Genomic DNA, 17,286 nt, shown 5'->3' with positions numbered 1-17,286 from the left:
GCTTGAGTAGATTATCGTCAGCCAGCTGAATCAAACGATCTCGCAACCATCGCCGTCAGATTCCCTTCCCCTGTTAGGGGGGGGCTAGGGTGGGGGTGTGGAGGTCGAGCAAGCACCTGCTTCGGACCAACCTTTTCACCCCCATCCCAACCTTCCCCCTAAAAGGGGGAAGGAGCGGTTCAGCGATGTACAACGGCCTTTTCTTTCATTCGCCGCTGGAAATCGTTCGACCGAACTGAACCTTATCGCAAAGCCTCGACCATCTTTTCCAGCTTCACCGCATCAGCACAGAACAACCGAATCCCTTCGGACAGTTTCTCCGTGCCCATGGCGTCTTCATTCAGCATGAAGCGGAACGACTTTTCATCGAGTGTGAGCTTCTGCAACTCGGCCCCCTGTGCCTCTTCAAGGCTCAATTGGCGAGCGATCGGCGCATCACTGTCAGCCAGTTTCTGCAGCAGTTCGGGACTGATGGTCAGCAGATCGCAGCCGGCCAGTTCCGTAATCTGCGAAGTGTTGCGGAAGCTCGCCCCCATGACTTCGGTCTTGTAGCCGAACTTGCGATAGTAGTTATAGATCCGCTTGACGGACTGAACACCCGGATCGTCTGCGCCGGTGTATTCCTGGCCAGTCGACTTCTTGTACCAGTCATAGATACGGCCAACGAACGGCGAGATCAACTGTACTTGCGCATCGGCGCAGGCAATCGCCTGAGGCAGCGAAAACAGCAGCGTCATGTTGCAGCGAATACCTTCCTTCTCCAGCACTTCCGCTGCGCGGATGCCTTCCCAGGTCGAGGCGATCTTGATCAGGATGCGCTCGCGCGAAACACCGGCGGCTTCATACAAGGCGATCAGCGCACGGCCTTTGTCGATGGTGGCTTGCGTATCGAAGGAAAGACGGGCATCGGTTTCGGTCGATACACGCCCAGGAATGATGTTCAGAATTGCCGTGCCAAAAGCGACCAGCAGGCGGTCGATGACGTCGCCTGTCGGTTTGCCCGCGTTGTCACGCACGGCTTTTTCCAATAGCGGCTTGTACTGATCCTTCTGAACCGCTTTCAGGATCAGCGAGGGATTGGTGGTGGCGTCGCGTGGTGCAAACGCCTCGATGGACTGGAAATCGCCGGTATCGGCAACGATGGTCGTGTACTGCTTCAGTTGTTCGAGCTGGTTCATGGGAAATGCGCCAATGAGGAACGGGAAACCAGCATGATAACCCCATCGGATGACTATGGTTAGATGTGCGTCATGACAATATGCAACTAGAGCTTTGGCGGATGGCGCAGGAAGGAATCGAACTGCATATCCAGTTTCTGCAGCGCCTTTTGTGCATTTTGCATTTTTTTCCTGAATTCCGGTCCACCCTTCAGCGCCAGGCCGACCGCAAGAATATCGATGACCACCAGATGGGCCAGTCGTGCGGAAATTGGCGTGTACGGATCGATATTGAAACTGAGGTCGATCGGTACCAGCACCGTCGCCAGGTCGGACAGCGGTGTGCCGCTCGGCGTCAGGGCGACCACATCGGCGCCCACCCGGCGCGCGAGTTGCACGCTGTGCAGCAAGGCAGTGCTGTTACCGCGCTGGGAGATGGCAACCACCGTATCGCCTTTCTTGAGCAGGGCCGCCGAGATGGCATGGATATGCGGGTCCGAGTAGGCGACGGTCGGCACGCCCGAGCGGAAAAATTTGTGCTGGGCGTCGGAGGCGACGATGCCCGACGTGCCCTGTCCCCAGAATTCAATCTTATTCGAACGGTTAAGGACATCCAGCGCACGTTCGATGGCGGCTGGTTGCAAATTGTTGCGCAGGTCGAGCAGCGTGTTGATCGAACGGCTGCAGATCTTGTTGACCAGATCGGCGGCCAGATCATCCTGCAGCGGCGATTCATCCGTCTGCGGTAATGCCAGCGCGAGAGTCTGCGCAAGCTTGAGCTTGAACTCATGCCAGCCGTCATAGCCGAGAGCACGGCAAAAGCGAACGACCGTCGGCTCCGACACCTGCGCATTCTTTGCGAGCGCAGTGATGTTGCCGGAGACCGCGAGGTCCGGATTCTTCAGCACCGCCAGCGCCACCTTTTTTTCCGACTTGGAAAGCGCGTCCAGCTGTGTACGGATGGAATCAAGCAGCATGGCTTATTTCTCGGGAATGGATTCTTCGCGCCACTGCAGGCCATCGCGACTGATCAGCGCACTGGCGGCTGCAGGGCCCCACGTGCCCGCAGTATAAGGCAAGGGATCGTCGCCTTCCTGTTCCCAGTGTTCAAGGATGGGCTCTACCCATTCCCATGCGGCTTCGAGTTCATCGCTACGCATGAAGAGCGTCAGTTGTCCGCGCAGCACATCAAGCAGCAAACGCTCGTAAGCGTCCATGCGCGGCATCTTGAAGGTTTCGCGGAAATCCAGTTCCAGTTCCACCGGGCGCAAGCGCATGCCATCGCCCGGCGTCTTGGCCATCAGGTTCATCTGCAGGCCTTCATCCGGCTGCAGGCTGATGATCAGGCTGTTGGACTGAAAGCTGCTGTTGGGGCGGGCGAAAATGGAATGCGGAATTTTCTTGAAGCGCACCACGATTTCCGCGAGCTGGTCGGCCATGCGTTTGCCGGTACGCAGGTAAAACGGCACGCCGGCCCAGCGCCAGGTATCGATCTCCGCTTTCACTGCGACGAAGGTTTCGGTACGTGAGGTCGGATTGGCATTGGGCTCCTTGCGGTAGCCGGGTACGGCGACACCATCGACATGACCCGACCGGTACTGGCCGCGCACCACGTTCTGCGTGAGCATTTGCGGGGTGAAACGCTTGAGTGAACGCAGCACCTTGAGCTTCTCGTCGCGGACGGCATTGGGTGAGGTGGATACGGGCGGTTCCATGGCGACGATGCAGAGCAGCTGCAGCAGGTGATTTTGCAGCATGTCGCGTAGTGCGCCGGCGGTCTCGTAGTAATCGAGGCGATTGCCTACGCCCAGTTCTTCGGCGATGGTGATCTGGACATCGGAAATCCATTCGCGTCGCCACAATGGTTCGAACAGGACATTGCCGAAGCGCAGGGCCAGGAGGTTCTGCACCGTTTCCTTGCCGAGATAATGGTCAATGCGGTAGATCTGTGATTCGGCGAATACCTGGCCGACTTCATGATTGATTTGTCTTGCGCTGGCAAGGTCGCGCCCCAGGGGTTTTTCGAGGACGACCCGCGACTCGGGTGTCGCCAGGCCGCATTCCTTCAGGTGGCGGCAGATCGTGGCAAACAGGTTGGGCGGCATGGCGAGGTAGAACACGCGCGTGACCGGCGTTCCTGTCTTGTTGTCCGCATCGTTTCGCATGGTCTGCGCCAACGCGCCGTAGGTATGGCCGTCACTGGCATCGAGCGATACATAGGACAATCGTTTGCGAAAACTTTCCCACGCTGCATCGTTGAAATGGTCTTGCAGGATGTGAGGACGCGCGTTCTGTTCCAGCGTGTTGAGAAATTCGTCGTGGCTCCACGGATGGCGTCCGACAGCAATGATGCGCGCGGCGGGAGGCAAGTCATTGGCGCGGTGACGGTTGTACATCGCCGGCAGCAGTTTGCGCATGGCGAGGTCGCCGCCGCCGCCAAAGAGTACAAGATCGAAGTCGGATAAGGCCATGATATATGTGGTGGATGCGGAGCGTTGGAAAGGGAAGCTTGTCGCTTCGGTTGAAGTTTGCTGGTGTGAGCCCCGCGCATGCATGCCGAGCCAGCCATGCACGTGGAAGCATGCGGGGGACCATGCAATGCGCAATGCAGTCGTTTAACTCATCACGCACATCGGTTTAGCCTAATCACTCAGCGCTGCTTTCGCCCTTGCAATCAGTCCATTTGTTGAACTGTCATGCAAATCCGGACGCGGCGCGCCGTTGATCTCCGGCTCGATATTCTTGGCCAATACCTTGCCGAGTTCGACCCCCCACTGATCAAAACTGTTGATCCCCCACACCACGCCTTGCACGAACACCTTGTGTTCATAAAGCGCAATGAGCGCACCGAGCGCTGCCGGCGTGAGCTTTTCCATCAGGATCGTATTGCTCGGTCGATTGCCTGGAAAAACCTTGTGCATCAACAATGCGTTAATCTGGTCCTCAGGCAAACCCTGATCCTGCAACTCTTTGCGTACTTCATCAGCGTCCTTGCCGCGCATCAGCGCTTCCGACTGTGCAAAGCAATTGGCAAGCAGCACCGCATGATGCGACGGTAACGCGTGCGTCGGCTGCAAGGCCGCAATGAAATCGACAGGGATCATTGTCGTCCCCTGATGCAGCAATTGGAAGTAGGCATGCTGTCCGTTCGTACCGACATCGCCCCAGACTACAGGGCCGGTGTCAGCGCCCACGCTTTTGCCGGCCATGGTGACCTGCTTGCCATTGCTTTCCATATCCAGTTGCTGCAGATACGCGGGAAACTGGGCGAGATCCTGGTGGTAGGGCGCAATCGATATCGAGCCGCACTGAAAGAAGTTGCGATACCACACGCCAAGCATGCCCAGGATAACCGGCATATTGCGTTCCAGCGGCGCCGTGCGGAAATGCTTGTCCATTGCATGGGCACCGGCAAGAAATTCTTGGAACCCATCAATGCCGATGGCGAGCGCAACCGGCAGTCCAATTGCCGACCAGACCGAATAGCGCCCGCCGACCCAATCCCAGAACGGAAACATGTTGTCGGTGTCGATGCCGAATTCGCTGACCGCCTTTGCATTTGTCGACACCGCGACAAAGTGCCTGGCAAGATCGGTTTCCTTGCCTGTCTGCAGGAACCATGCACGCGCCGACTGGGCGTTCATCATGGTTTCGCGCGTGGTAAAGGTTTTGGAAGCAATGACGAAGAGCGTGGTCTCGGGCTGCACTCTGGCAAGCACCGCGACCAGGTCGTGGCCGTCAACATTGGCGACGAAGTGCAGATTGAGCCCGGGCTGGGCATGCGTACGTAACGCCCGGCACACCATTTCAGGGCCGAGATCGGAGCCGCCAATGCCGATATTGACGATGTCCGTCATGGGCTTGCCGCTACGGCCTAACCACTTTCCCGAGCGCACGCGCTCCGTGAACTCGCCCAGATGATCTAGCACCGCATGAACCTCTGGCACCACATTTTGTCCATTGACGATGACGGTCGCGCCGCGTGGTGCGCGCAGTGCGGTATGCAGGACCGCGCGCTGCTCGGTGGAGTTGATTTTTTCGCCGGCAAACATGGCATCGCGATGCTTGATCACATGCCGTTCCCGCGCCAGTTCCATCAGCAGCGAGAGCGTCGTTCCATCCATCCTGTTCTTGGAGTAATCAAGAAACAAGCCGGCGGCTTCAAGCGAAAATTGCGTGAAGCGATCGGGATGTCCCGAAAACAAGGTACGCAAATGCCACTGGCTGGCGTCCGTATAGTGCCGCTGCAGCGCCTGAAAGGCGGGTGCGTCGTGAAGAGGAGGAAGTTGATGCATGTCGATTCGTTGCGGGCCGGAGGTCGTCATTAATTTAACTATACATAAATTCTGGTAAATTCACTACATCATATTGAATTCCTGTCTATCGAGTCTTGCGTTTTCTCAGTAAGGAATATGTGTATTTGTGGTGTGAGTTTTCCATCTTTTCCATCGGTAGCAGAGAAAAACCAAGCGAAGCTTCTTATGAAGAGCTCTGGAACAGTCTTCAAAAATACGTAGTAAAATTACGAAAAACAGCGGAATCCGAATTATGTCACTTCATCCTGTCATTCATACCGTCACGCAACGCATCATCGCGCGCAGCAAACCCTATCGCTCCGCTTACCTTGCAAGAATGGAGGCCGCCCGCCTGCAGGGCGTGCACCGTAGCGCACTGGCGTGCACCAATCTCGCCCATGGTTTTGCCGCATTTCCCGCGAACGACAAACTGAGGCTCAAGGAGCAAAAGGCGCCATCGGTTGCCATCGTCTCGGCCTACAACGACATGCTGTCGGCACACCAGCCTTTTGAACGCTTTCCTCATATCATCAAGGAAACCGTGCGCAGCGTTGGCGGAGTCGCCCAGTTTGCCGGCGGCACGCCTGCGATGTGCGACGGTGTCACGCAGGGCCAGCCGGGTATGGAGCTGTCGCTGTTCTCGCGCGACACGATAGCCATGGCGACCGCCGTTGCGCTGTCTCATAACATGTTCGATGCCGCCGTCTACCTCGGCGTCTGCGACAAGATCGTTCCCGGCCTGCTGATCGGCGCATTGCATTTTGGGCACTTGCCGGCTGTCTTCATTCCTGCGGGACCAATGACCACCGGTATTTCCAACTCTGAAAAAGCCAAGGTACGCCAGTTGTATGCACAGGGCAAGCTCGGGCGTGACGCATTGCTGGAATCCGAATCGCAGTCTTATCATGGTGCCGGCACCTGTACGTTTTACGGCACCGCCAACAGCAACCAGATGCTGATGGAGGTCATGGGCCTGCATATGCCCGCCACCGCTTTTGTTACTCCCAACACCGAATTGCGGGACGCGCTAACCGCTGCCGCAGCGCGTCGCGCGGTCGAGATCAGTCAGCAGGGCAAGACGTATATTCCCGTGGGACGCATCGTCGATGAAAAAGCGATTGTCAATGCCATCGTGGCTTTATTGGCGACCGGTGGTTCGACCAACCACACGCTGCATCTGGTTGCGATGGCGCGCGCCGCAGGGATCGTGATCGACTGGAACGATTTTCATGAATTGTCGGGCGCGGTACCGCTCCTGACGCGCATTTATCCGAACGGAGAGGCCGACGTCAATCATTTCCATGCCGCTGGCGGCACAGGCTTCGTCATCCGCGAACTGCTGGATGCCGGACGTCTGCACGAAGACGTCACGACTGTCATGGGGCAGGGCTTGCGCGCACATTGTGCCGAACCTTTCCTCAACGGCCAGCAAGTTGTATGGAAGACACCGCCCGTCGAAAGCGGGGATGCGAACGTGCTGCGTACCGCGAAAGATCCGTTTTCTCCCGACGGCGGCCTGCGCCTGCTGCAAGGCAACCTCGGTCGCGCGGTCATCAAGGTATCTGCCGTCAAGCCGGAACATCGCGTCGTCGAAGCGCCCGCCATCGTGTTCGATTCGCAGGAAGATTTCATGGACGCCTACAAGGCGGGCAAACTTGACCGCGACTTTGTTGCCGTCGTTCGTTTCCAGGGGCCGCGCGCCAACGGCATGCCGGAACTGCATGCCATGACACCGGCCCTATCCAATCTGCAGGACGCCGGCCGCCGCGTCGCGCTAGTCACCGATGGCCGCATGTCGGGCGCGTCCGGCAAGGTCCCGGCAGCGATTCATGTGTCGCCGGAAGTGTTGGCCGACGGACCGCTGGGCCGCGTGCGGAATGGGGACATGATCCGCGTCGATGCGGAAGCCGGCATCTTGCAGGCGCTCGTTGCAGAAACAGAGTGGAATGTGCGTGGCACGCCGTCCGTGGATCTGACCAGCAGCCATGTCGGCATGGGCCGCGAGTTGTTTGCGATGTTCCGCAACTCAGTCAGTACCGCGGAAGAGGGTGCGGCGACATTCGGGTTGCCGCCGCCGCTCAATATGCCTCAGGAGCAGGATAATTCGCTTGCGGTACCGGAGCAGCAATCTTTCTCCGATGAAGATTCGCTCATTACCCGTAAATAACCACAATAACTACAATAACCACAACCATCCATCAAGCTAAATACATCATGAATCTTCTCGACATCATGCGCAGTTCTCCGGTGATTCCGGTGATCGCGATTGAACGTATCGAACACGCCGTCCCCCTCGCCAAGGCACTGGTGGCCGGCGGTATCCGCGTGTTGGAAGTGACCTTGCGCACCGAGCACGGTTTGTCGGCAATCCGTGCCATGGCGGACCAGGTGCCCGATGCAATTGTGGGTGTCGGGACGCTGACGCAATCCGAGGAGTTTCGTGCGGCGCGTGACGCCGGCGCTGTATTCGGTGTGTCGCCCGGCCTGACGCCCAGCCTGATCGATGCCGCAAAATCGAGCGGCCTGCCTTTGCTGCCCGGCGTGATGTCGCCGTCTGAAGTCATGGCGGCGCGCGAAGCGGGGTTTCGACAACTGAAACTGTTTCCCGCCGTGCCGGCCGGTGGGGTCGGGATGCTCAATGCAATCGCAGGACCGCTGCCGGATGTCAGTTTTTGCCCGACCGGCGGCATTTCGCAGGAAACTGCGGCGCAATTCCTCGCCTGCAAGAACGTGGTATGCGTTGGCGGTTCGTGGTTGACGCCGAAAGAGGCAATACAGGCGGGGGACTGGGCAATGATTACTTCATTGGCGGCAGCAGCGGCATCGCTGCGCAAATGATGGCAACACAGCGAAGGCGCAGTTCAGTACGCCATGCAGGGCGCAGGGCTCCTGCCTATTTGCCTTCGCTATTCACCATCACGCAATTTCGGCCTGAGCGCTTGGCCTGATACAGGGCACGATCCGCGGCATGCACCAGGCTACTGGTCGTCGTGGTAAGTTCCGGCACCATCGTGCTGACGCCCAGGCTGATGGTCACATGTTTGGCCACGCCGGAAAAGCCATGCTCGACGCACAAGCCTTCCACTTCCGCGCGCATTGCTTCAGCCACCTGTAGCGCACCATCTTCATTCGTGTCCGGCAAGACCACGGTGAACTCTTCGCCGCCATAACGTGCCACAAGGTCACGTGCCCGGTTGAGCACGCGCACGAGCGCAGCGGCAATCTCCACCAGGCAGGCGTCACCGCGCTGGTGGCCATAGTTGTCGTTGAAATCCTTGAAGGAATCAACGTCGATCATGATCAGTGAGATCGGTGATCCATTGCGTTTGGCACGCCGGAATTCATCATCCAGGTGCAGATCGAAACGGCGACGGTTGGCGATGCCGGTGAGGCCGTCGACAAGCGTCTGGGATTCCAGTTCGAGCGCCATCTCGCGCAGCTTGCGTTCGCGCGAAACCGCCATGCTGACATCGGTAATTTGCACCACGCAATGACGCGGCATGGTATCGACTTCGAGCGGCATCACATGAACCGCCTGTTGCATGCGCAGGCCGCTGTCAGCATCGGCCGGATTGACGAAGAGCGGGAAGGGCGCCTTGTTCAGGGTCTGTGACAGCAGAGAGGCAAAATTGTGTTGCAGCGCCGCGTCGATCGCGATGTGGGTACGGCCATCGACCATGTCGGGGAAGACTTCGCTGAAAGCCTTGCCGAGCACAGAAGCTGCAGCAACGTGCGAGTGCTGTTCCATCCAGTGATTCCACAGGACGACGCGCTGCTCGGCATCAAACACGATGATGCCGGTCCGGACAGCTTTCAGCACGCCTTGTAGCAAGCTTTGCATTTGCCTCTTTTCCGTTTTGCAGTAAGTTTAACCGGTCAATTTGGCCAGGTAGCCGTCGATATAGTGCTGCAGGTCCTGCAGTGCCGGCATGTCGAGGAGGAAGGCGACATAGCCGTAAATATGATGGCGCTCGATGTTGAAATCGATTGTCAGGGTTAGCACCACGCCGTCCCATTGCTTGCCATTCTGGCCGAGGATGTCGTCGCTGGTGCCGACGTGGTACATCGGCAGAGAGCCCTGCAGTTCGCGCCCGGACGCATTGGCCAGCGTCGCCATGCAGGAATTCAGGATGATGTTGCCGATTTCACTCATCGCTTCCTGTTCCATCTCGCTCAGTTCTTCGAGCGAGAGGCTTTGTCCCACCATCAGGCGGACGATTTCCAGGCTTTTCTCTTCGGGGAACATCAGGAAAGCTTCGGTATTGAATGCGCCGTTGAATTGCTGCGCAATCGCGCAAATACGGCGGCCTTCACCGCTACCCAATGTCTTTGCCACCTCGGCACGGCTCTGGAACTGGACCATCGGCACGGACATCGTGACTTCCTCGTTCACGATGCGGCTCATGGCCGCTGCGGCCTGTCCTACGCCCTGGTTGAACATTTCCACCAGCGCGTCATGCTGAAGTTCGGTGAGCTGAAACATCACGGTTTCTCGAAAGAGGCGATGATCTGGTCGATACGGGCTTCGGTAATCGGTTTTTCCGCAAAGCCGATGCCCATGGCTTTGGCTTTGTCACGGATTGCCTCCTGCACGTTTGCGGTCAGGAGGATGATGCGTGTGCCGGGGCATTTCGCCTGGATCTCGGTGACGGCGGCAAGTCCGCCCATGCCGGGCATATTCAGGTCCAGCAACACCAGGTCCGGTGTGACGCTGTCAAGCTTGTCGATCGCTTCCTCGCCGCTGGCTGCCTCGGCAATCGTCCAGTCGGGCTGCTTCTGCAGCAGGAATTGCCGGGACAGCATACGGGATACTCTGCTGTCGTCTACTACCAATACGGTTGTCATTTTCACATCACTTCAGAACGGATTGACGCATGTTCATGCTTTATGGCAAGTCTACCATTCCCTTTGCCGGCGTCGGACAGTTGAAAAAGAAAAAACCTGAATCCGCACGCTTCAGCCCTTAAAATATCGGCTTCCATCAACCAACACTGCCGTCGCTGAGCGTAGTAACTGCACTCGGCAAGACCGGCAGCACCGCATCATGACCCAAGACGAACTGAAACAAGCCGTGGCCCGCGCCGCAATCGAATATGTTCCTTCCGGCGAAATCATCGGCGTCGGCACCGGTTCCACCGCCAATTTTTTCATCGACGAACTCGGCAAGATCAAAGACCGCATCACGGGCGCGGTCGCGTCGTCGGAAGCGACCGCGGAGCGCCTGCGTTCCCACGGTATCCAGGTGCTTGACCTCAACGACGTTGAATCGATGTCCGTCTACATCGACGGCGCTGACGAAATTACCAATGCCGGCGCCATGATCAAGGGAGGCGGGGCGGCGCTGACTCGCGAAAAGATTGTGGCATCCGTGGCCAGGCAATTCATTTGCATCGCCGACGGGTCCAAACTTGTCGATATGCTCGGCAAGTTTCCCCTGCCGATCGAAGTGATTCCGATGGCGCAGGCGGCCGTTGCCCGCAAGCTGAAGACGCTCGGCGGCGAACCGCGTTTGCGTCTGAAGGACGGCAAGCCGTTGCTGACCGATAACGGTTGCATGATTATCGACCTGGTCGGCTTGCAAATCGCCGATCCAAAGGCATTCGAAGCGGAAATCAACAATATCGTTGGTGTGGTGACAGTGGGCCTGTTCGCGCAGCGCGGGGCGGATGTGGCGTTGCTGGGCACGGCGGAAGGTGTAAAAAAGTTGACCTTCTGACAGGTAGCCTCGGTAAGCCGGCGACAGTCCGGCATGCTTGAAAAACAAAAGCCCGCGGCATGATGCCGGCGGGCTTTTGTTTTTGGGCAGACGGTTACGCCTGCTTATTTTGCGTACTTCTGTATTTTTCTTACTCCGAGGGTGGTACGTAACCGGACGCCGCATCCGCACCCGAACCAAAGAAGTGGTTTTCCATTTGGGTCGCGAGATACTTGCGTGCGCGCGCATCCGCCAGGTTGAGGCGGTTTTCATTAACCAGCATGGTCTGATGCTTCAGCCAGCCGGCCCATGCTTCCTTGGAGACGCTTTCGTATATGCGTTTGCCGAGTTCCCCGGGATAGGGCGGAAAATCCAGGCCTTCGGCTTCTTTGTTCAGCTTGACGCAGTGGACCATGCGGGCCATGTTCTACTCCTTATCGATTCAAATTGTTGGTCTCTCCGGTTGGAGGACCTGCGGTTTTAAAGTTGCTTGATCAGTACCAGCGACTTGCGTTGCCAGTTATACATATGTTGCCTGTCCTTGGGCAGATCGTCGACCGTTGCCGGCACGAAGCCACGCTTGATGAACCAGTGGGCGGTACGCGTCGTCAGGACGAACAACTTGTTGAAACCGGCGGCGCGTGCCCGGTTTTCCATATGCTTGAGGATCCGTTCTCCGTCGCCTTGGCTCTGCACCTCCGGATTGACGGTAAGGCATGCCATTTCGGCCATTTTCTCCGCGGGGAAAGGATAGAGCGCGGCGCAGCCAAAGATAACGCCGTCGTGCTCGATGACAGAAAAATAGTCGATTTCGCGTTCGATCAGTTCACGTCCGCGTTTGACCAGCGTGCCGTCGGCTTCCAGTGGTTCAATCAATTTGAGGATGCCGCCCACGTCTTCAATGGTCGCTTCACGCAGGGTCTCAAGGTTTTCGGTGCTGACCATGGTGCCCACGCCGTCGTGGGTAAAGATTTCCAGCAGCGCGGAACCGTCCATCTCAAAAGGCACGATATGGCAGCGCGGCACCCCGCTACGGGATGCCTTGACGCAATGCTGCAGATAGAAAGCCGAATCAGGCGGCAGGACGCTGGCATTGAGCAAGGTGTTGGCTTGCGCCGCAGTCAATTCCCGCACGTCGCGGCCTTCGACATCGCTCATCAGCGGGGTTTCGGTGATGAAAATCAGCTTGTCGGCCCTCAATGCCGTCGCTGCGGCCACCGCCACGTCTTCCATGGTCAGGTTGAAGGCTTCGCCTGTCGGCGAGAAGCCCAGCGGCGATAGCAGGACCAGGCCGCCGGCACTTAATATCGGGTGGATGGTCTCATAAGCAATCTTGCGCGCCACGCCGGTAAATTCGAGGTCGACCCCGTCGATGACGCCAATCGGTCGGGCAGTCACGAAGTTGCCGGAAATGATACGAATCGCGGCATGCGCCATCGGCGTGTTCGGCAAGCCCTGGCTGAACGCGGCTTCGATATCGAGGCGCAGCTCTCCGGCCGCTTCCTTGACGCATTCCATTGCCGGCGCGTCCGTGATCCGCAGCCCGTTGTGGTAACGGGCTTTCAGGTTGCGCAAGCCGAGTTGCTCTTCAACCTGGGGGCGCGAACCGTGAACGATCACGACCTTGATGCCGAGTGCATGCAACAGCGACAAATCCTGCGCCAGCAGGGGCAGGGCACCGGCCATCACCAGTTCGCCTGGGAAGGCCACCACGAAGGTTTTACCGCGAAAAGCGTGAATGTACGGCGCAACCGAGCGCAGCCATTGAACGAACTCTATTGGATTTTCCATGATGCGCATTATATACAGAGCTTGTCGCCGAGTCGGTTAGTTCAGGCTCTGTATAATTCGCCACGATATGTCAGCACCAGAACAAGCCCAAAAAACACCGCAAAAGCCGCGCCATCCGCAGGCAAAAGCCCCCGTACCTCCCGCGCCGGTTGTCCGTAATCCGCTGCCGCCCATCGTCTTTCCCGAAGAGCTGCCCGTCTCGGGCCGGCGGCGCGAGATTGCCGATGCCCTGCGCGCGAACCAGGTCATCATCGTGTCCGGGGAAACGGGGTCCGGCAAGACCACGCAGTTGCCCAAAATCTGCCTGGAGCTTGGACGCGGCAGCAAGGGCCTGATCGGCCATACCCAGCCGCGCCGTATTGCCGCATCGTCCACCGCCAAGCGCATCGCCCAGGAACTCGGCACGCCGCTCGGCGAACATGTCGGCTTCAAGGTGCGCTTTACCGATACCCTTTCCAAAGGTGCGTCCGTCAAACTGATGACCGACGGCATCCTTCTGGCCGAAACGCAGACCGATCCACTGCTCAGGCAGTACGACACGATCATTATCGACGAAGCGCATGAACGCAGCCTCAACATCGACTTCCTGCTCGGTTACCTGAAGCAACTGCTGCCCAAACGTCCTGACCTGAAAATCATTATTACGTCGGCAACCATCGATGCCGACCGGTTTGCCCGGCATTTTTCCCGTGGCGACAAGCTGGCACCGGTCATCGAGGTTTCGGGCCGGCTATACCCGGTGGAGGTCCGTTATCGCCCGGTGGAACCGGCAGATAAGAATGATGGGAAAACCGATGGTAAACCCGATGGCCGGTCGGCTGCCCAGAAGGAGCAGCGCGACCTGATGGATGCGGTGGTCGACGCCGTCGATGAACTGGCCCGGATTGGTCCCGGAGACGTACTGGTGTTTCTGCCCGGCGAACGCGAGATCCGCGACGCGGCGGAAGCCTTGCGGAAGCATCATCCGCCACATGTCGAAATCCTGCCTCTGTTTGCGCGCCTGTCCGTGCAGGAACAGGAAAGGGTGTTCAAGACCTCGAATGCACGACGCATCGTGCTGGCCACCAATGTTGCGGAAACCTCGCTGACCGTGCCCGGCATTCGCTACGTTGTTGACGCCGGCCTTGCCCGCGTCAAACGCTACAGCTATCGCAACAAGGTTGAGCAACTGCAGATCGAACCGGTGGCCCAGTCCGCCGCCAACCAGCGCGCCGGGCGTTGTGGCCGGGTGGCTGCCGGCGTTTGTATCCGTCTCTATGACGAACAGGATTTCCTGCAGCGTCCGAAGTTTACCGATCCGGAGATCCTGCGTTCTTCGCTGGCGTCAGTCATCCTGCGCATGAAGTCGCTGCGGCTGGCCGATGTCGAAACCTTTCCCTTCATCGAGCCGCCGATGGGCCGCGCGATTGCCGACGGCTATCAATTGCTGCAGGAACTGGGTGCGGTCGATGATGCCAACCAGCTGACCCCGCTTGGCAGGCAGCTTGCCAAGCTGCCGCTGGATCCGAGGGTGGGGCGCATGATCCTCGCCGCGCGCGACAATGCGGCGCTCAGTGAAGTGCTGATCATCGCCTCGGCCCTGTCGGTGCAGGACCCGCGCGAGCGGCCTGTCGAGGCGCAGGATGCGGCGGACAACGCCCACAAAAAATTTGCGGACGAAAAGTCTGAATTCCAGACCTACCTGAAGATCTGGAAATGGTTTGAAGAAGCCATCGAACAAAAGAAGTCGAACCGGCAACTGATGGACAGTTGTCGAGCGAACTTCCTGTCGCAACTGCGGCTGCGCGAATGGCGCGATGTGCATTCGCAACTATTGACGCTGGTACGCGAGCAGGGCTGGCGCCTCAATGAGGCGCCAGCGACCTACGAGCAGCTGCATACGGCCTTGCTGACAGGACTGCTTGGCAACGTGGGCTACAAGGCCGACGATGAGCCGCATTACCTTGGAGCGCGCGGCATCAAGTTCTTCATCTGGCCGGGATCGAATCTTGCGAAGAAAGCCGGACGCTGGGTCATGGGTGCAGAACTAGTCGAAACGACACGCCTGTATGCGCGCTGCATTGCGCAAATCCAGCCCGACTGGCTGGAACGCGTCGGCGGTCACCTGCTGAAAAAATCCTACGGCGATCCACGCTGGGAAAAGCGCACTGCGCAGGTCACGGCCAGCGAGCGCGCTACGCTCTACGGCCTGGTGGTCTACAGTCAGCGCCGCATCAACTATGGACAGATCAATCCGGCGGAAGCGCGCGACATCTTCATCCGCAGCGCGCTGGTGGATGGCGAATACGAAACACGCGCTCCGTTCCTGGCGCATAACCAGAAACTGGTCCGTGAAATCGAAAACCTCGAGCACAAGTCGCGCCGCCTGGACGTGCTGGTCGACGAGGAACTGATTGCCGCCTTTTACGACAAGCTGATCCCGCAGGAAATACACACCGGTATCGCGTTCGAGAAATGGCTAAAGGAAGCTACAGCTAAAAATCCCAAGCTTCTGCATCTGAACCGGGATGATCTGATGCGGCATGAGGCGGCAGGCATCACGACGGACCTGTTTCCAAAAACGATGACGGTCAGCGGCGTTGCGATGACTTTGTCCTATCACTTCGAGCCGGGCAGCCCGCGCGACGGCGTTACGCTCGCCGTGCCGCTGTATGTGCTCAACCAGGTATCGGCTGACCGCTGCGAATGGCTGGTGCCCGGCATGCTGAAGGAAAAGGTGCATCTGCTGCTGAAGTCGCTGCCGCAAAAGCTGCGCCGGCATTGCGTGCCGTTGCCGGACTACGCCGCCAGATTCTGCGAGCGCGCCGAGTTCGGCAAGGGCAATCTGCTCGATGCCGTGATCGCTGATGTGCGCGAACAGACCGGTGTCACGCCCAAGACCACGGATTTCAAGCTGGAGACGCTGCCGGCACACCACTTCATGAACTTCAAGATCATTGATGAGCATGGACGCCAGCTGGAGATGGGCCGTAACCTGTCGAACCTGCAGGCGGAGTTCGGCAGCCAGGCGCGCGAAAGCTTCCAGAAGATCGCCGAGAAAACCACGGTTGCTCCAGTGGCCGGCGGCGAGGCACCAGCGGCATCCGCTGCGGCAAAGCCGAAGGCAGCGGCCTCGGAAGGGTCCGGAGCGTCCAGGTCATCCTCCGCGGACCAGCAGAACCTGACCACATGGTCCTTCGGCGAACTGCCCGAACTGCTGGAAATCCAGCAAGGCAAGCAAAGCCTGATCGGCTTTCCGGCCTTGGTGGACAAGGGCAGTCACTGCGATCTCGAAGTCTTCGACGATCCGGCCGAAGCGGCGCGGGTGCACCGGGTTGGATTGCGCAAGCTGTTTGCGCTGCAGCTCAAGGAGCAGATCAAGTTCCTTGAAAAGAATATCCCCGGACTGCAGCAAATGGGTATGCAATACATGACGCTGGGATCGCAGGAAGAGTTGCGCGACCAGATCATTCAGGCCGGGCTGGAGCGTGCCTGCATGCAGGATCCGCTACCGAAGAATGCGCAGGAGTTCAACCAGCGCAAGGACGAAGGAAAGTCGCGCATCAGCTTGCTGGTCAATGAGATTGCACGGCTGGCGGGACAGGTACTGGCCGAGTACTACACGCTCCCGAAAAAGCTGCAGGGGGCGAAGGCGCATGCTGCGAGCGCGGCGGACATGCAGTCACAGCTGCAGGCACTGGTCGGCAAGCGATTCATCGCGGACAACGATTACACACAGCTCAGCCATTTTCCGCGCTACCTGAAGGCGATCAACGTACGGCTGGAGAAGCTACGGGCCGATCCGGCGCGTGATGCACGTCTGATGGCCGAATGGATGCAGGTTGCAGCGCCATGGCAACGTGCGCTCAAGGACCGGCAGAAAAGCGGCGATCCCAAGATGCTTGAATTCCGCTGGTTGCTGGAGGAGTTGCGGGTATCCCTGTTTGCGCAGGAATTACGGACGCCGATGCCGGTGTCGGTCAAGCGCCTCCAGAAAGTCTGGGAGTCCATGCAGCGCTAACGTGGATCCCTGCGCGGCGTCATGACTTGCAACATTGCAAATCAAACACCACAATCCGGCCTGCCAAACACCTGTTTAGATCAAACCTCGGGGCAGTATTCCGTTCCTTTTGTTCCAGGTCATATTCTCGTGTTGATCTTTTTCAACAAATAGCATCATTGCGCCGATATAGTCGCTATAACGTGACAAATGAGATCGATGGATTTTTTTGACTGGCAAGGCGCAGGAGGAGTCAATAGCGAGCTATTGACGACGAGTGCAACGCAGGCAGGCAGCTCGGCGCCCCCAGAAAAAGACGCGATCTCATGGTGCGTTATGGGTTGGGATTGGTATCAGTCCTCATCCACA

The 17,286-nt window shown here is 58.4% G+C and carries 13 protein-coding genes; 4 read left to right on the top strand and 9 right to left on the bottom strand.

Annotated elements, in window-relative coordinates:
* Window positions 1–242: 242 nt before the first annotated feature.
* The 4 genes from tal to pgi all read right to left on the bottom strand — a co-directional run bounded on the left by tal (window position 243) and on the right by pgi (window position 5,452).
* Window positions 243–1,178: a transaldolase gene (gene tal / locus ASE07_RS08390; protein WP_057290357.1), complete on the bottom strand. Its 936-nt coding sequence runs from the start codon at window positions 1,176–1,178 to the stop codon at window positions 243–245.
* A gap of 86 nt (window positions 1,179–1,264) precedes the next feature.
* A complete protein-coding gene (locus tag ASE07_RS08385; protein WP_057290356.1) occupies window positions 1,265–2,134 on the bottom strand; it encodes an SIS domain-containing protein in 870 nt (289 codons plus the stop codon).
* Between the two features lie 3 nt (window positions 2,135–2,137).
* Window positions 2,138–3,628 carry a glucose-6-phosphate dehydrogenase gene (zwf, locus tag ASE07_RS08380; RefSeq protein ID WP_057290565.1) on the bottom strand — a complete coding sequence of 497 codons (1,491 nt, stop codon included), beginning with the start codon at window positions 3,626–3,628 and terminating at the stop codon, window positions 2,138–2,140.
* Window positions 3,629–3,799: 171 nt separating this feature from the next.
* A complete protein-coding gene (pgi, locus tag ASE07_RS08375; protein WP_057290564.1) occupies window positions 3,800–5,452 on the bottom strand; it encodes a glucose-6-phosphate isomerase in 1,653 nt (550 codons plus the stop codon).
* A gap of 253 nt (window positions 5,453–5,705) precedes the next feature.
* Between pgi and edd the strand changes: the two genes are divergently transcribed.
* A complete protein-coding gene (edd, locus tag ASE07_RS08370) occupies window positions 5,706–7,619 on the top strand; it encodes a phosphogluconate dehydratase (RefSeq protein WP_057290355.1) in 1,914 nt (637 codons plus the stop codon).
* Window positions 7,620–7,666: 47 nt separating this feature from the next.
* Window positions 7,667–8,290 (top strand): bifunctional 4-hydroxy-2-oxoglutarate aldolase/2-dehydro-3-deoxy-phosphogluconate aldolase, encoded by a 624-nt coding sequence (locus tag ASE07_RS08365; RefSeq protein ID WP_057290354.1) that lies wholly within the window; start codon window positions 7,667–7,669, stop codon window positions 8,288–8,290.
* A gap of 55 nt (window positions 8,291–8,345) precedes the next feature.
* Here ASE07_RS08365 and ASE07_RS08360 read toward each other — a convergent pair whose 3' ends face one another.
* From ASE07_RS08360 to ASE07_RS08350, 3 genes are read right to left on the bottom strand one after another with little or no spacing between them, the layout of a single operon-like run.
* Window positions 8,346–9,293, bottom strand: coding sequence for a GGDEF domain-containing protein (locus ASE07_RS08360; RefSeq protein WP_057290353.1), 948 nt, complete (start codon window positions 9,291–9,293; stop codon window positions 8,346–8,348).
* A 27-nt stretch (window positions 9,294–9,320) separates the two neighbouring features.
* Complete coding sequence (locus ASE07_RS08355; RefSeq protein ID WP_057290352.1) at window positions 9,321–9,935, bottom strand: chemotaxis protein CheX; 615 nt, start codon at window positions 9,933–9,935, stop codon at window positions 9,321–9,323.
* Window positions 9,935–10,297, bottom strand: a complete 363-nt coding sequence (locus ASE07_RS08350; protein ID WP_057290351.1) for a response regulator — start codon at window positions 10,295–10,297, stop codon at window positions 9,935–9,937. The genes ASE07_RS08355 and ASE07_RS08350 overlap by 1 nt, the downstream gene beginning before the upstream one ends.
* Window positions 10,298–10,496: 199 nt before the next feature.
* On the opposite strand from ASE07_RS08350, the gene rpiA reads away from it, so the two are divergent.
* Window positions 10,497–11,168, top strand: coding sequence for a ribose-5-phosphate isomerase RpiA (rpiA, locus tag ASE07_RS08345; protein ID WP_057290350.1), 672 nt, complete (start codon window positions 10,497–10,499; stop codon window positions 11,166–11,168).
* A gap of 130 nt (window positions 11,169–11,298) precedes the next feature.
* Here the strand turns inward: rpiA and ASE07_RS08340 are convergent, their stop codons facing one another.
* Together ASE07_RS08340 and argA are read right to left on the bottom strand one after the other, a co-directional pair.
* Window positions 11,299–11,571 (bottom strand): oxidative damage protection protein, encoded by a 273-nt coding sequence (locus tag ASE07_RS08340; RefSeq protein WP_057290349.1) that lies wholly within the window; start codon window positions 11,569–11,571, stop codon window positions 11,299–11,301.
* A gap of 56 nt (window positions 11,572–11,627) precedes the next feature.
* Window positions 11,628–12,938, bottom strand: coding sequence for an amino-acid N-acetyltransferase (gene argA, locus ASE07_RS08335; RefSeq protein ID WP_057290563.1), 1,311 nt, complete (start codon window positions 12,936–12,938; stop codon window positions 11,628–11,630).
* Window positions 12,939–13,005: 67 nt separating this feature from the next.
* On the opposite strand from argA, the gene hrpA reads away from it, so the two are divergent.
* Window positions 13,006–16,938, top strand: coding sequence for an ATP-dependent RNA helicase HrpA (gene hrpA, locus ASE07_RS08330; RefSeq protein WP_057290348.1), 3,933 nt, complete (start codon window positions 13,006–13,008; stop codon window positions 16,936–16,938).
* The last annotated feature ends 348 nt before the right edge of the window (window positions 16,939–17,286 follow it).

The sequence above is a fragment of the Noviherbaspirillum sp. Root189 genome (genome assembly GCF_001428545.1).
Lineage (GTDB): Bacteria > Pseudomonadota > Gammaproteobacteria > Burkholderiales > Burkholderiaceae_D > Noviherbaspirillum.
This window is presented reverse-complemented; position numbering and strand designations above follow the sequence as displayed.

Bases quoted from the DNA above. Each gene is read 5' to 3' on its own strand.
- tal (WP_057290357.1), bottom strand. From the start codon at position 1,178: ATGAACCAGCTCGAACAACTGAAGCAGTACACGACCATCGTTGCCGAT.
- ASE07_RS08385 (WP_057290356.1), bottom strand. From the start codon at position 2,134: ATGCTGCTTGATTCCATCCGTACACAGCTGGACGCGCTTTCCAAGTCG.
- zwf (WP_057290565.1), bottom strand. From the start codon at position 3,628: ATGGCCTTATCCGACTTCGATCTTGTACTCTTTGGCGGCGGCGGCGAC.
- pgi (WP_057290564.1), bottom strand. From the start codon at position 5,452: ATGCATCAACTTCCTCCTCTTCACGACGCACCCGCCTTTCAGGCGCTG.
- edd (WP_057290355.1), top strand. From the start codon at position 5,706: ATGTCACTTCATCCTGTCATTCATACCGTCACGCAACGCATCATCGCG.
- ASE07_RS08365 (WP_057290354.1), top strand. From the start codon at position 7,667: ATGAATCTTCTCGACATCATGCGCAGTTCTCCGGTGATTCCGGTGATC.
- ASE07_RS08360 (WP_057290353.1), bottom strand. From the start codon at position 9,293: ATGCAAAGCTTGCTACAAGGCGTGCTGAAAGCTGTCCGGACCGGCATC.
- ASE07_RS08355 (WP_057290352.1), bottom strand. From the start codon at position 9,935: ATGTTTCAGCTCACCGAACTTCAGCATGACGCGCTGGTGGAAATGTTC.
- ASE07_RS08350 (WP_057290351.1), bottom strand. From the start codon at position 10,297: ATGACAACCGTATTGGTAGTAGACGACAGCAGAGTATCCCGTATGCTG.
- rpiA (WP_057290350.1), top strand. From the start codon at position 10,497: ATGACCCAAGACGAACTGAAACAAGCCGTGGCCCGCGCCGCAATCGAA.
- ASE07_RS08340 (WP_057290349.1), bottom strand. From the start codon at position 11,571: ATGGCCCGCATGGTCCACTGCGTCAAGCTGAACAAAGAAGCCGAAGGC.
- argA (WP_057290563.1), bottom strand. From the start codon at position 12,938: ATGGAAAATCCAATAGAGTTCGTTCAATGGCTGCGCTCGGTTGCGCCG.
- hrpA (WP_057290348.1), top strand. From the start codon at position 13,006: ATGTCAGCACCAGAACAAGCCCAAAAAACACCGCAAAAGCCGCGCCAT.